The 13,308-nt window shown below is 71.4% G+C and carries 12 protein-coding genes; 9 read left to right on the top strand and 3 right to left on the bottom strand.

Annotation, left to right across the window (positions count from 1 at the left end; translation table 11 throughout):
* Positions 1-23: 23 nt before the first annotated feature.
* Positions 24-1,541: a S1 family peptidase gene (locus Ade02nite_RS03255; RefSeq protein WP_203759981.1), complete on the top strand. Its 1,518-nt coding sequence runs from the start codon at positions 24-26 to the stop codon at positions 1,539-1,541.
* 844 nt (positions 1,542-2,385) lie between these two features.
* Here Ade02nite_RS03255 and Ade02nite_RS03250 read toward each other — a convergent pair.
* Complete coding sequence (locus Ade02nite_RS03250; RefSeq protein ID WP_203759996.1) at positions 2,386-2,781, bottom strand: YbjN domain-containing protein; 396 nt, start codon at positions 2,779-2,781, stop codon at positions 2,386-2,388.
* An 88-nt stretch (positions 2,782-2,869) separates the two neighbouring features.
* Here Ade02nite_RS03250 and Ade02nite_RS03245 point away from each other — a divergent pair, with 88 nt between their 5' ends.
* Entirely contained in the window at positions 2,870-5,428 is a 2,559-nt protein-coding gene (locus Ade02nite_RS03245; RefSeq protein WP_203759980.1) for a DNA translocase FtsK, read from the top strand.
* A 45-nt stretch (positions 5,429-5,473) separates the two neighbouring features.
* Positions 5,474-6,037 carry a hypothetical protein gene (locus Ade02nite_RS03240; protein WP_203759979.1) on the top strand — a complete coding sequence of 188 codons (564 nt, stop codon included), beginning with the start codon at positions 5,474-5,476 and terminating at the stop codon, positions 6,035-6,037.
* Here Ade02nite_RS03240 and Ade02nite_RS03235 read toward each other — a convergent pair.
* Positions 6,034-7,350 (bottom strand): glycosyltransferase 87 family protein, encoded by a 1,317-nt coding sequence (locus tag Ade02nite_RS03235; protein WP_203759978.1) that lies wholly within the window; start codon positions 7,348-7,350, stop codon positions 6,034-6,036. The genes Ade02nite_RS03240 and Ade02nite_RS03235 overlap by 4 nt on opposite strands.
* A 99-nt stretch (positions 7,351-7,449) precedes the next feature.
* Here Ade02nite_RS03235 and rimO point away from each other — a divergent pair, with 99 nt between their 5' ends.
* From rimO to pspM, 6 genes are all read left to right on the top strand, one after another.
* Positions 7,450-8,913 (top strand): 30S ribosomal protein S12 methylthiotransferase RimO, encoded by a 1,464-nt coding sequence (gene rimO / locus Ade02nite_RS03230; RefSeq protein WP_203759977.1) that lies wholly within the window; start codon positions 7,450-7,452, stop codon positions 8,911-8,913.
* Positions 8,910-9,509 carry a CDP-diacylglycerol--glycerol-3-phosphate 3-phosphatidyltransferase gene (gene pgsA, locus Ade02nite_RS03225; RefSeq protein WP_203759976.1) on the top strand — a complete coding sequence of 200 codons (600 nt, stop codon included), beginning with the start codon at positions 8,910-8,912 and terminating at the stop codon, positions 9,507-9,509. The genes rimO and pgsA overlap by 4 nt, the downstream gene beginning before the upstream one ends.
* 9 nt (positions 9,510-9,518) lie before the next feature.
* Positions 9,519-10,028, top strand: a complete 510-nt coding sequence (locus tag Ade02nite_RS03220; RefSeq protein WP_203759975.1) for a CinA family protein — start codon at positions 9,519-9,521, stop codon at positions 10,026-10,028.
* A gap of 159 nt (positions 10,029-10,187) precedes the next feature.
* Positions 10,188-10,583, top strand: a complete 396-nt coding sequence (locus tag Ade02nite_RS03215; RefSeq protein ID WP_203759974.1) for a helix-turn-helix domain-containing protein — start codon at positions 10,188-10,190, stop codon at positions 10,581-10,583.
* A gap of 312 nt (positions 10,584-10,895) precedes the next feature.
* On the top strand, positions 10,896-11,753 hold the full coding sequence (locus Ade02nite_RS03210) for a PspA/IM30 family protein (protein ID WP_203759973.1): 858 nt from the start codon (positions 10,896-10,898) through the stop codon (positions 11,751-11,753).
* Positions 11,754-11,777: 24 nt separating this feature from the next.
* The gene (gene pspM, locus Ade02nite_RS03205; protein ID WP_203759972.1) at positions 11,778-12,557 is read left to right on the top strand and encodes a phage shock envelope stress response protein PspM; all 780 of its coding nucleotides are present in this window, start codon (positions 11,778-11,780) and stop codon (positions 12,555-12,557) included.
* On the opposite strand, the gene Ade02nite_RS03200 is transcribed toward pspM, so the two are convergent.
* Positions 12,514-13,308 (bottom strand): DNA-formamidopyrimidine glycosylase family protein, encoded by a 795-nt coding sequence (locus Ade02nite_RS03200; protein ID WP_203759971.1) that lies wholly within the window; start codon positions 13,306-13,308, stop codon positions 12,514-12,516. The genes pspM and Ade02nite_RS03200 overlap by 44 nt on opposite strands.

Genomic DNA, 13,308 nt, shown 5'->3' with positions numbered 1-13,308 from the left:
CGTGGCGAGGGGAGTTCTCCAAGATGCAGCGCAGACGGATCGCCGTGGCGGCGGCGGTCGTGGTGGCAGCCGGAGCGGCAGTGGCTTTCACGCTGCCGTCCATGGCCGAGACCACGCCGTCCGGCGAGAAGGCGGCCGGCTCCGGCGACGTTTCCCCGCGGATCCTCGCGGCGATGAAGCGCGACCTGGGCCTCGACGGTGACGAGGCGGCGGCCCGCCTCCAGCGGTCGAAGTGGGCGAGCGGGGTGACCGCGCGGCTGTCCGCGCAGACCGGCGCCGACTTCGGCGGCGCGTGGCTGGCCACGGACGGCGCCACCCTCAAGGTGGCGGTGACCGACCCGGACGCCGAGGCCGCGGTCCGCAAGGCCGGTGCCGAGCCGGTGCTTGTCAAGCGCAGCGAGCAGACCCTCGTGGCGGCCAAGGAGAAGCTGGACGCCGCCGACGGCGACACGGACGGCCTCACCGGCTGGTACGTCGACGTCGCCACCAACAAGCTGGTCGTGGTCGCCAAGCCCGGCGAGGTCACCGCCGCGAAGAAGCTGGCCCGCGCGGCCGGCGTCGCGGGCGACACGTACCGGGTGATCACCAGCGCGGCGACCCCGAAACCCCTGTTCGACGTGCGCGGCGCCGACCCGTACTTCATCGCCGTGAACGGCGGGACCGCCCGCTGCTCGATCGGCTTCTCGGTCGAGGGCGGCTTCGTCACGGCCGGCCACTGCGGCGCCGTCGGCGACACGACGACCGGCTTCAACCAGCAGGCCCAGGGCACGGTACGGGCGTCCACCTTCCCCGGCAGCGCCGACATGGGCTTCGTCGAGGTCAACGGCGACTGGACGCCCCGCGCGGTGGTCAACGACTTCGAGGGCAACGAACTCCCGGTCGCCGGCAGCACCGAGGCCCCCGTCGGCGCGGCGGTCTGCCGTTCCGGCTCCACCACCGGCACCCGCTGCGGCACGATCCTCGCCAAGAACCAGACGGTGGTCTACCCCGAGGGCGCGGTCACCGGCCTGACCCGCACGAACGTCTGCGCCGAGGGCGGCGACTCCGGCGGCCCGTGGCTCTCCGGCGACCAGGCCCAGGGCGTCACGTCGGGCGGCTCCGGCGATTGCACGGTCGGCGGCGAGACCTTCTTCCAGCCCGTCAACGAGATCCTGGCCGCCGACGACCTCACCCTGGTCACCTCCGGCGGTGGCGCCGGCGAGCCGTCCGCCGCCCCGCCGGCCGAGTCCGCGACCGCCTGCGCCGACCAGGCCGCCCAGCGCACCGGCACCCTCCAGGCCCGCACCGCCCAGGCCCAGCCCAACGGCGGCGCCTTCCGCTCGAACGCCGGCCGGCAGACCGCCTGCCTCAGCGCGGCCGAGGGCGCCGACTTCGACCTGTTCCTCCAGCGCCTCACCAACCGGGGCTTCCGCACGGTCGCCAGCGCCACCGGCGAGGGCGACAAGACCCTGACCTTCAACGGCCGCTCCGGCACGTACCGCTACGTCGTGGCGGCCACCTCCGGCAGCGGCTCCTACACGCTGGGCTTCAGCACCCCGTAAGCGCGCGCCGCCACCCACCCTGCCGGGTGGCCAGCGCCGATTGAAGCCGGAGGAGCCTTGGCTCCTCCGGCTTTCTCACGCTCCCGTTATCGTCCCGCGATCCCTTACCCCCGCGCTGAGCCCGACCGCGCCAAGCTGACCGCCGAGCCGACCGCGCCCCGTCCGACCGCGCTGAGTTGGCCGCCGAGCCGACCGCGCCTCGTCCGACCGCGCTGAGTTGGCCGCCGAGCCGACCACGCCGAGCCGACCACGCTGAGTCGGCGAGGCCGAGCTGGCTATGTCGAGATGGCCGCGCTGAGCTGCCCTGCGCTGGCCCCTGTATGACGCCGCTACTCCTGTCGCCAACCCTGCCCAGCTGTTCCGCCGATGGCCACCAACCCGCGCGACCGGCCTGGAATTGCCGATGAACCAACAACGAAGCGTGCCTGCGTGACCGATCTGCCCTGCCCGCACCACAGCGCGGCAGCGAACAACGACCCCAACGGCCGCAAGGGGACCACCCACGCCGACCCCGTTGCCGGCGGCGAGGGACCACCGACTGGCCGTCACCGGACACCACGCAAGGGGGAGGGCCGGGGGTGCGCACTCTCGACGTAAAAGTGCTCCTCAGTCGTGAGTGCGCACCCCCGGCCCTCCACCGTCCACCGTGAGAAAGCCCAACCCGCCCAGCCGACGGCATCCCCGGCCGCGCAAGTCCCAGAGGGCGGCCCCAGCCGACCATCCCGATATCCACAATCACGGTTATCCACAGCCCACCAGCACGATCTTGCGATCGCGCGCGACAATGACGCTGTTCAGGCGGGGGCCCCCTTGGGAGGGCGGGCGCTGTGTGAGTGAGAGCGGATCAGTCGGTGGGCTCGCGAAGTGCCCCCACGGCATCAGCAAGCTGGCACCCCGTAGCAACCCCGCAAATCACCACCTGATCAAGCTGCTCAGGCGTAACCCCCCGCTCCCAATCAGCGATCACTTCCCCCACCACGTTCACCGTCCCGTCGTCCGACACGTGCACATACGCCTTCGGCCACAGCTGATCGTGGTTCCACGCATTGCAGAACTCGTACAAGCGCATCACGTCGTCCATCCCGAAGACGTGCCGCACCATCGCCCGGATCTGGAGCATCTCCTTCTGCTCCCCGATCCGGAAGAAATAGATCAGGTTGCCTTGGAAGTTCCCGCCGATGTCCCCGTCGGCGTCGGTGAAGTAGGTGAAGCCGCGCGCGTCCAGCGCGGCGGTGATCATGTCTTGAGTCAGCGGCTGCACCTGTTGATCTTAGTTCGTCCCGGTGCGCCTCCGGGATTCATGAGCTTCGCGGCGTTACGGTGTGACCATGGCGGGCCGTACCTCTCCGGCGAGCCGGGGTCGCGCCGCGTCCACGCCGCGCGGCGCCGCGACCAGTCGTGCCCGGCAACCGGCCGCACGGCAACCTGCTCGGCAGCCTTCGCGGCAGCCCGCCCGCAAGTCGACCCGTCCGGCCGCCCGCTCTCGGTCGGCGAGCCGCGCCCGGCCCACGCTCGGCGCCGCTCTCGCCACCGGTGTCGGCCGCGGCCTGGGCGCCGTCTGGATGGGTCTCGCGCACAGCGTCGGCTGGGTCGCCCGGGGTGTCGGCCGGCAGGCCGCCACCGCCAAGGACATCGACCCGGAGCATCGCCGCGACGGTGCCGGCCTGCTCATGCTGGGCCTCGCCATCCTCGTCGGGGTCGCCGTCTGGGCGAACAGCGCCGGCCCGGTCGGCAAGTGGCTGGCCGATTCGGTGCATCTTTTCTTCGGCGGCCTCGCCGTCCTGTTGCCTCTGCTTCTGCTCTACGGCGCCGTCCGGCTCATGCGCAAGCCGGCCGACCCGGAGCATCGGGGCCGGTCGCTCGTCGGCTGGAGCGCGATCATCATCGCCACGGCCTCGCTGCTGCACATCTCGGAGGATCCGAGCAACGATGTCGCGATGACCCGGGCGGGCGGCCTGCTCGGGTTCGGGTTCGGCGCCCTGCTCGAGCGCGCGGTCACCGCGTGGGTCGCCGTGCCGCTGCTGGTGCTGCTCTTCGTCTTCGGCCTGCTGGTGGTCACCGCCACGCCGATCAACAAGATCCCCGAGCGGGTGCTGCTGCTCGTCGACGTTCTGACCGGCCGTTCGACCGAGCGGGACCCGCTGCCCTCGCCCGACATGGGCGATGTGGGCGACGATGACGAGGACGAGGAGGAGCCGCCGAAGAAGCGCCGCCCCTCGCGTCGCCGGCAGGGCTCGCTGGCGGACATCGGCCTGGCCGACCCGGCCGACGAGCCGGTTGTCGAGGAGGACGACTTCCTCCTGCACGACACGGTCCCCGTTCCCAAGGTGCCGGCGAGCCGCAAGAAGCCGGAGCCGCCCGAGCACACGCCCGACCCGCCCACGCGTGCCGAGCAGCTGGAGATCACCTCCGTGGAGGGCGACTACCGCCTTCCGCCCCCGGCGCTGCTGGGCAAGGGTGCCCCGCCGAAGTCCCGCAGCCGCGCCAACGACGAAATCATGGCCGCGCTGACCGGGGTGTTCGAGCAGTTCAACGTCGACGCGGTGGTCACCGGTTTCACGCGGGGACCGACGGTCACGCGGTACGAGGTGGAGGTCGGCCCCGGCGTCAAGGTCGAGCGGATCACCCAGCTCTCCCGCAACATCGCGTACGCGGTGAAGTCGCCGGACGTGCGCATCCTCAGCCCGATCCCGGGCAAGAGCGCGGTCGGCGTCGAGATCCCGAACACCGACCCGGAGAACGTGTCGCTCGGCGACGTGCTCCGGTCGCGGGCCGCCACCGCCGATCATCACCCGATGCTGGTCGCCCTGGGCAAGGACATCGAGGGCGGCTTCGTGGTCGCCAACCTGGCGAAGATGCCGCACATCCTCATCGCGGGTGCCACCGGCGCGGGTAAGAGCTCGTGCCTCAACTCGCTGCTGGTGTCGCTGCTGACGCGCGCGACGCCGGACGAGGTGCGGCTGCTGCTGGTCGACCCCAAGCGGGTGGAGATGACCGCGTACGAGGGCATCCCGCACCTCGTCACGCCGATCATCACGAACCCGAAGAAGGCCGCCGACGCGCTCGAGTGGGTCGTCCGCGAGATGGACATGCGGTACGACGACCTGGCCGCCAACGGTGTCCGCCACATCGACGACTTCAACCGCAAGGTCCGCAACGGCGAGATCACCGCACCGCCGGGCAGCGAGCGCGTCATGAAGCCGTACCCCTATCTGCTCGTGATCATCGACGAGCTCGCCGACCTCATGATGGTGGCGCCGCGCGACGTGGAGGACTCGGTCGTCCGCATCACGCAGCTCGCCCGTGCCGCCGGCATCCACCTGGTGCTGGCCACGCAGCGCCCGTCGGTCGACGTCGTCACCGGCCTGATCAAGGCGAACGTGCCGTCGCGTCTCGCGTTCGCGACCAGTTCGCTCGCCGACAGCCGGGTCATCCTGGACCAGCCGGGCGCCGAGAAGCTGCTCGGCCGCGGTGACGGCCTGTTCCTGCCGATGGGCGCGTCGAAGCCGACCCGCATCCAGGGCGCGTGGGTCGACGAGAAAGAGATCCACGCGGTCGTCAAGTTCTGCAAGGACCAGCGGGAGCCGGAGTTCCGCGAGGACGTCACCGAGGCCCCGCCGAGCAAGAAGAAGCAGATCGACGAGGAGATCGGCGACGACCTGGAGCTGCTGATCCAGGCGATCGAGCTGGTGGTGACGAGCCAGTTCGGCTCGACGTCGATGCTTCAGCGCAAGCTGCGGGTGGGCTTCGCCAAGGCCGGCCGCCTCATGGACCTCATGGAGACCCGCGGCATCGTGGGCCCCTCCGAGGGCAGCAAGGCGCGCGACGTCCTGATCAAGCCGGACGAGCTGGAAGAGGCCCTGGCCTCCCTGCGCCTCGACGACTGAGCGACAATCTCCCGTCGACGGTTCCCCTCGATCGACGGACGGCAGATGCATGTGACAACCCGGGCCCGGCGGCCGGCCATCGTGACGCTGGCCTGCGCCATGCTGTCGGCGGGCGGGGCGCTGTTCGCCGCCGAGGTGAAGCTCTCGGGCGACAAGTACTTCACCGGCCTGCGCACCTACGAGCAGGCGATCAGGGACGGCGTCATCGAGAACGACACGGCGTGGGCCGCGGTCGGCGTCACCATCCACTGGGCCATGACGGTCGTCGGCGTCTTCGCCGGAGCCGCCTTGGTGGTGCTGGCCGCCCTCGCGTTCTCCGGCCGGTCCTGGGCCCGCGCCGTCAGCTGGGTCTTCGGGCTGCCGGTGCTGCTCTGGTACGGAATCGTCGCGATCCTCAACTTCCCCGTGCTCTCGGTCTCCGGCGGCGGGGGCGACCCGGACCCGGGCTCCGCGGCGCTGGCCCGGAGCTTCGAGCAGGCGTGGCCGTCGTGGCGGGACACCCTCGACGTCGTTCTCATGGTGGCGGTCTCGGTGCTGCTGATCGCCGCCCTGGTGTGTCAGACGGTCCCGGCCGCCGACGCGTACTTCAGGAAGGACGGGCGGGCCTAGCTCGCCCGGGGCTTCGGCGGGCGCTGGCGTGGGCGGGAGCGAAGGGCGTTCCCCGGTTCGCCGGATCGGGTCAGCGAGCGCCGCGACATCGCCGGCGGGGTGCGGTGGGCCGTCTTCGGCGCCCAGAGGGTCGGGCGCGTCTCGGCCTCCGGTGCGGTGACGGCCGGGTCGGGGACGAACGCCTCGCTGAGCAGGCGGTAGCCAACGATGATCAGGGCGGCGAGCATCAGGCTTGCCGGGATCACGTCCGGCAGCATCAGGGAGTTGCGGCCGAACAGATAGGGCTCGTACGACAGCAACGAGCTCGCCTGCACCAGCAGCGGCACGTACCACAGGCGCGGCCGGTAGACGGCGAGCACCAGCGTCATCACGTCGGCCAGGTAGAAGTAGCGCTCGTGCATGCCGGGCAGCGCGAACGGCACCAGGATCGCGAACAGGGCCGCCGCCGTGACCACCCGTTCGGGCGTCATCTTGCAGGCGCGGGCGACCAGCACATAGAGGACTCCCACCACCAGCGCGGCACAGAACAGATAGCCCAGCATCCGTACGGTGTCCTCGCGCGTCGTGGCGGGGATGAAGGCGAAGACGTTCGGGGCGCGCAGGCTCAGCTCGGGCACGTTGCGCGCCTGCCGGCTCATGTCGTAGATCGTGAGCAGCTCGATCGGGTTGCGGCCGAACGCGATCGCCGGCAGGTCGAGCAGCAGGAAGGCGGCGGGGGCGGCGAGCAGCGTACGCCAGGGAATGTGCCCGGCGAACGCGAGCAGCAGCACCAGCGGAAGGATGAAGACGCCCTGCGGCTTGATCGCCACCGCGACCCCGCAGAGGGCGACGCCCCACCACGGCTTGCCGCGCAGCAGGTAGTAGACGCCCGCCAGCGCCGCGCCGGCCCACGCCGCGTCCATCTGGCCGTAGAACGACGAGTTGATGGCCACGGTCGGCAGCAGCACCATGACCAGCGCCGCGGCGATCGGGATCCGGCTGCCCGGCCATCGCAGGGCGACGACCCGGTAGGTGAAGAAGGCCAGGAGGACGTCGAAGACGATCCACAGGGCCTTGAGCTTGAAGATCAGCGGGCCGGGCAGGTAGAGGCCGATCGCCAGCAGGTAGACGAACGGCGCGTTGTAGTTGCCGATCTCGGTGCCGATCCCGCGCCAGCCGCCGGCCCGGCCGAGCTGGTTGTGCCACTGGCGGAAGATGTTCATGTCGTTGGTCATCTCGGGCAGCGACACCCAGCGGATCAGGATGGCGAGCACGACGAGGGCCGCGAGGAGCAGCGCTTCCGCCTGTGGCGAGGGCTTTCCGGCTTTAGGCATGGTGCTCGGGGGTACGGTCGCCAGGTGAACGCAAGGTGAACTGCGGGTGAACGAAAGTGCGGGCGACCGAAGCGCCGAGCTGCCCGGTAACCTTGTCGGGTGTCGGTAACTCCTCCTCCCTCCCGCCGTGTCGCCCTGCTCACCCTCGGATGCGCCCGTAACGAGGTCGACTCGGAAGAGCTCGCCGCGCGTCTCGACGCCGGTGGCTGGGAGATCAGCACGGACGCCGACGGCGCCGACGTGGTGCTCGTCAACACCTGCGGCTTCGTCGAAAAGGCCAAGCAGGACTCGATCGAGACGCTGCTCGCCGCCGCGGACACCGGCGCCAAGGTGGTCGCCGCCGGCTGCATGGCCGAGCGCTACGGCCGCGAGCTGGCCGAGAGCCTGCCCGAGGCCCAGGCCGTGCTCGGCTTCGACGACTACACCGACATCGCCGCCCGGCTCGACGGCGTGCTCGCCGGTGAGCGCTTCGACGCGCACACCCCGCGCGACCGCCGCGAGCTGCTGCCCATCACGCCCGTGCAGCGCCAGTCCGCCAAGGTGGTCGTCCCCGGTCACGCCACCGTCGACGAGCACACGCCCGCCCACCTGCGCACGGTGCTGCGCCGCCGGCTCGACAGCGGGCCGGTCGCGAGCCTCAAGCTGGCCAGCGGCTGCGACCGCCGCTGCTCGTTCTGCGCGATCCCGGCGTTCCGCGGCGCCTTCGTCTCGCGTGACCCCCAGGAGCTGATCGCCGAGGCCGAGTGGCTGGCCAAGTCGGGCGTGCGCGAGCTGGTGCTGGTGAGCGAGAACAGCACGTCGTACGGCAAGGACCTGGGTGATCCCCGCGCGCTCGAGAAGCTGCTGCCGCAGCTGGCCGCGGTCGACGGCATCGTCCGGGTGCGGGCGAGCTACCTCCAGCCCGCCGAGACCCGCCCCGGCCTGGTCGAGGTGATCGCCACGACCCCGGGCGTCGCGGCCTACTACGACCTGTCGTTCCAGCACTCCAGCGAGCCCGTGCTGCGCCGCATGCGCCGGTTCGGCTCCACCGGCAAGTTCCTCGACCTGCTCGCCTCGGCCCGCGCGCTCGCGCCCGAGGCCGGCGCGCGCAGCAACTTCATCGTCGGCTTCCCCGGCGAGACCCGCCAGGACGTCGACGAGCTGGTCCGCTTCCTCACCGAGGCCCGGCTCGACGCGATCGGCGTCTTCGACTACAGCGACGAGGACGGCACCGAGGCCGCCGGCTTCGACGGCAAGGTCCGCGAGGACACGATCAAGCGGCGGTACGACCGGCTGGTCACCCTCGCCGACGAGCTCTGCAACCAGCGCGCCGAGGAGCGGCTCGGCTCGACGGTCGAGGTGCTGGTCGACTCGGTGGCCGGGGGCGAGATCGAGGGCCGTGCCGAGCACCAGGCGCCCGAGGTCGACGGCTCCACCACGCTGGTGGCCGGCACCGAGGGTGTCGACCTGGCCGCGCTCAAGCCCGGCGATCTGGTGCGCGCGCGGGTGACCGGCACCGAGGGCGTCGACCTCGTGGCCGTGCCGGTCGAGATGATCTCCGCGGCGCCGGTGTCACAGCGGTGACCGACGAGCCGGTTCCGGTCGCCGCGCCGCGGGTGGTGTCGCTCTACAACCCGGCGAACATCCTCACGGTCGTCCGGATCGTGCTCGTCCCGGTGTTCCTGGCCATCGTCGTCGCGTCCGACCTGACCGGGACGGGCCAGCGGATCGCCGCCTGCCTCGTGTTCTGCGTGGCCTCGGCGACCGACTTCGTCGACGGCTGGATAGCCCGGCGCTGGTCGCTGGTCACCTCGTTCGGCAAGATCGCCGATCCGATCGCGGACAAGGCGCTGACCGGCACGGCGCTGGTCCTGCTCTCCGTCTACGACCGGCTGCCCTGGTGGGTCACCCTGCTGATCCTGGTACGCGAATGGGGCATCACCGCGCTCCGGTTCTGGGTGATCCGGTACGGCATCATTCCGGCGAGCCGCGGCGGCAAGCTCAAGACGGTGCTCCAGATCGCCGCCATCGCGTGGTACCTGTGGCCCGTGCCGGACCCGTTCGACGTGGTCGGTGTCTGGCTCATGGGCGCCGCGCTCATCGTGACGGTCGTGACCGGCGTGGATTATGTGGTGGCCGCGCTGCGCCTGCGCCGGGACGCCCGCAAAAAGGCCTTTTAGACTTGGTTTGTGCCTAGCGACAACCAGAACACCCCTTCCGTGGCGGCCGCGGCCGCGGTGCACCGCCTCGTCGAGCGGCGGGAGACCTTCGCGACGGCGGAGTCCTTGACCGGCGGCCTGGTGGCCGCGACCGTCGTGGAGATCCCCGGCGTGAGCGCGAACTACCGCGGCGGCCTCGTGGTCTACGCCACCGACCTCAAGCACACGCTGGCCGGTGTGTCCCAGGAGCTGCTCGACGACCGCGGGGCGGTCGATCCCGAGGTGGCTCTCGCGCTGGCCCGCGGTGTCCGCGAGCGCTGCTCGGCCGACTGGGGCGTGGCGACGACGGGCGTGGCCGGTCCCGAGCCGCAGGACGGCAAGCCGGTCGGCCTGGTCTACGTGGCCGTCGCCGGGCCCGAGGGCGCGACGGTGCGCGAGCTGAAACTCGCCGGAAACCGCGACGCCATCCGGACCGAAAGTGTGACGAGCGCACTACTCCTGCTCGCGGACTGTCTCCAGGAGGCCCCGGCACGGTCCTGAGCTGGGGAATGTTTTGTCGATCTCGTTAGTTGCACGAATGTCCCGCTGCGGGGCTGCTCCGGAATTCGGCGGGGCGGTATGTCGGCCTGGCCGGCAGCGGGTACGGTTGCGGGAAGCCTCCGGCGTGTGCCGGCGGCCCCTTCCGCAGGAGGAGGTGCCATGGTCCTGCTACGCCGGGTTATCGGCGACGCACTGAGGGCGCGCCGGCAGGGGCAGCACCGCACGCTGCGCGAAGTGTCCACCGCCGCGAACGTCAGTCTCGGCTACCTGTCCGAGATCGAGCGCGGTCAGAAGGAAGCTTCCAGCGAGCTGCTCGCCGCCATCTGCGACGCGCTGGGCGCGCGGCTCTCCGAGCTCCTGAGTGAGGTCAGCGACACGCTGTCGCTCGCCGAGGGCATGGAGGGCGTGCTGGTGCCGGTCGAGGAAGACAAGCAGAAGTCGCACAAGGTCGCGACCGACGGCGATGTCAAGGTCTCGGTCCGCCACGAGACGCCGCTCAAGGCGACGCTGCGCACGACGCGCAACCCCAAGCGCGACGTCGTCTACGCCGCCTGATCCCTTTCGCAAACAAATTTGAGCCGGGCTGCCCACGCGGGCGGTCCGGCTTTTCCTGTCCCGGGCGGCCCCTGCGGGATCGACCCTGACGCGCAAAAGCGCGTAGCCTCGAAGCCTGGGGGAGACCCTGAGATCCCCCGGAGGTCACGTGACGCCGGTGGCGTCGAGCTGTCACGATGGCATTCAACGCCATCGCCACAGCTCCTCGATCTGCGTCGGTGGCTGACCCACTGGGCGCATCGACCGACTGGGCGCACTGACCGACCGGGCGCAGATGGGCCCGACTGAGCGACATTGAGGGGATACCGCGAGATGGCGAACCCGTTCGTCAAGGGCTGGCGTTACATGATGGCGCTCTTCGGCGCAAAGATCGACGAGTACGCCGATCCGAAGGTCCAGATCCAGCAGGCCATCGAGGACGCGCAGCGACAGCACCAGGCGCTCGTGCAGCAGGCGGCGGCGGTGATCGGCAACCAGCGTCAGCTGGAGATGAAGCTGTCCCGCCAGATGTCCGAGGTCGAGAAGCTGCAGGGCATGGCGCGTCAGGCGCTGGTGCTGGCCGACCGCGCCCGCGCCGGCGGCGACGAGGCCGAGGCCCAGAAGTACGAGTCCACCGCGCAGACGCTCGCCACCCAGCTGGTCTCCGGCGAGCAGGCGATGGAGGACCTCAAGACCCTGCACGACCAGGCGCTCTCCGCGGCCGGCCAGGCGCGCAAGGCGGTCGAGAACAACGCGATGGTGCTCCAGCAGCGCATCGCCGAGCGCTCCCGCCTGCTGAGCCAGCTCGAGCAGGCCAAGATGCAGGAGACGGTCGCCAAGTCGCTCGAGTCGATGTCCTCGCTGACCGCGCCGGGCAACACGCCATCGCTCGACGAGGTGCGCGACAAGATCGAGCGGCGCTACGCGGACGCCATGGGCCGCGCCGAGCTCGCGTCCAACTCGGTCGAGGGCCGCATGCTCGAGGTGCAGAAGTCGAGCCTCGACATGGCCGGCTCGTCCCGGCTCGAGCAGATCCGCGCCAGCATGGCGGGCGAGAAGCTCGCGGGCGCCGCCCCGCAGCCGGCCGTCGAGCAGGCCGCGCCGGCCGCCGACCCGGCCAGCGTCGCCCGGCTGGACGAGATCCGGGCCAGCATGAACCAGAAGCGCGGGGACACGACCGCCGCCGGCTGACACGAGCACCAGGGGAGGACGACGGTGGACGAGCGGAGCAAGTACTTCCGGCGGCTCAGGCGACTGCGCAACTCGGCGCGCCGCTGGAGCGTGCTCGGTGGGGGTCTCGCCGCGGCCACTGCCGTCCTCACTCCCTATGCGGGCATCGGTGTGGCCGACGCCATCTGGGCCGGCGCGGCCGGTGGCTCGGTCGCCCTGGCCTGGTGGCGGTGGAGCGATCACCGCGAGCTGGCCGCGACGCCGGCGCCGCCCCCGCCCGACCCGGCGCTCGCCGGCCACCGGCTGGCCGCGGCGATCGAGCGCTTCCCGGCGGGCCGCACGGTCCTGCACGAGGTCCGCCGGCAGAAGAACAGATACGCCCTGCGCGGCTCGGCGATCACGCAGGCGTGGGACAGGCTCGACCGGGCCTCGTCCACACTCTCCGGTCTGGCCGGCCGGCTCACCGGCCCGGGCGAGGGCGCGGTGCTCGAGGCCGCGGTCTCCGAGCAGTGGCTGCGCGACCTGGGCCAGCGGGTGGCGAGCGTCGAGCGGGCGCTGCCGCTCACCCCGCCCGATCAGCGGCCCGCCATCGAGGAGTCGCACGCGTCGCTGGCCAAGCAGTTCACCGAGGGCGTCGACGCATACGAGCGGATGGTCGCCGCGGCCGCGGCCTACGTCGCCGAGGACGGTCACCCGGTGACCGAGGGGTCCCACCCGGCGTTCTCGTCGCTGATCGACGCCACCGACCGCCTGCGCGGCCTCGCCGAGGGCCTGTCCGAGCTCAAGCGCCCGTCCTCTTTTGGCAACGCGGGCACCAGTACGTGATCCGTTCGCCCTGCTCGTCCTTCTGGATGGCGCTCGCGCACTTGCGGCAGGGCTGGGCGCGGCGCCCGTACACATAGCTGGTCTCGCCCCGGCGGAGTGAGCCCGTGGTGGTCTGGGTCCAGCGGCCGCGGTTGGAGGCGACCAGCTTCTGGGCGAGCCGCACGGTGCCGGGCAGGTCCTTCACCTCGGCCACCGGCGTCCACGGCCACAGCCCACGCAGGAAGAGCGTCTCGGCCTTGTAGAGGTTGCCGACACCGGCCAGGTTGCGCTGGTCGAGCAGGGCCTCGGCGATGGTCACGTCCGGGCGCTCGGCGATGCGGCGGACCGCCTCGTCCTCGTCCCAGTCGGCGCCGAGCAGGTCGGGGCCGAGATGGCCGAGCAGCTTCCCCTCGTCGGCGGTCGGCAGCAGCGCCACCTCGTGCAGGTGATAGCCCACCGCGACCGAGCGGGCCGTGCGCAGCACCACCCGGATCAGGTGGGCCGGGCGGCCGCTCCAGCGCTCTCCCGGCTTGTACGCGCGCCAGGCGCCGTCCATGCGCAGGTGCGAGTGGAGGGTGAGCGGCTTCTCGCCGTCGCGCGTGAGGCGCAGCAGCAGGTGCTTGCCGCGGCTCGCCGACTCCGCCACCGTCCAGCCGGTCAGGTCGGTGGTGGCGAGCCGGGGCACGCGGAAGTCCGAGCCGGTCAGCACGTCACCGGCGAGGGCGCGCTCGATCACCCGTGCCGTGTTCCAGACGGTGTCCCCTTCGGGCAT

The sequence above is a fragment of the Paractinoplanes deccanensis genome, assembly GCF_016862115.1.
GTDB lineage: Bacteria > Actinomycetota > Actinomycetes > Mycobacteriales > Micromonosporaceae > Actinoplanes > Actinoplanes deccanensis.
The sequence above is the reverse complement of the archived record's forward strand: the minus strand, read 5'-3'. Positions and strand labels throughout refer to the sequence as shown.

Bases quoted from the DNA above. Each gene is read 5' to 3' on its own strand.
- Ade02nite_RS03255 (WP_203759981.1), top strand. From the start codon at position 24: ATGCAGCGCAGACGGATCGCCGTGGCGGCGGCGGTCGTGGTGGCAGCC.
- Ade02nite_RS03250 (WP_203759996.1), bottom strand. From the start codon at position 2,781: ATGATCACCGCCGCGCTGGACGCGCGCGGCTTCACCTACTTCACCGAC.
- Ade02nite_RS03245 (WP_203759980.1), top strand. From the start codon at position 2,870: ATGGCGGGCCGTACCTCTCCGGCGAGCCGGGGTCGCGCCGCGTCCACG.
- Ade02nite_RS03240 (WP_203759979.1), top strand. From the start codon at position 5,474: ATGCATGTGACAACCCGGGCCCGGCGGCCGGCCATCGTGACGCTGGCC.
- Ade02nite_RS03235 (WP_203759978.1), bottom strand. From the start codon at position 7,350: ATGCCTAAAGCCGGAAAGCCCTCGCCACAGGCGGAAGCGCTGCTCCTC.
- Ade02nite_RS03215 (WP_203759974.1), top strand. From the start codon at position 10,188: ATGGTCCTGCTACGCCGGGTTATCGGCGACGCACTGAGGGCGCGCCGG.
- Ade02nite_RS03210 (WP_203759973.1), top strand. From the start codon at position 10,896: ATGGCGAACCCGTTCGTCAAGGGCTGGCGTTACATGATGGCGCTCTTC.
- Ade02nite_RS03200 (WP_203759971.1), bottom strand. From the start codon at position 13,308: ATGCCCGAAGGGGACACCGTCTGGAACACGGCACGGGTGATCGAGCGC.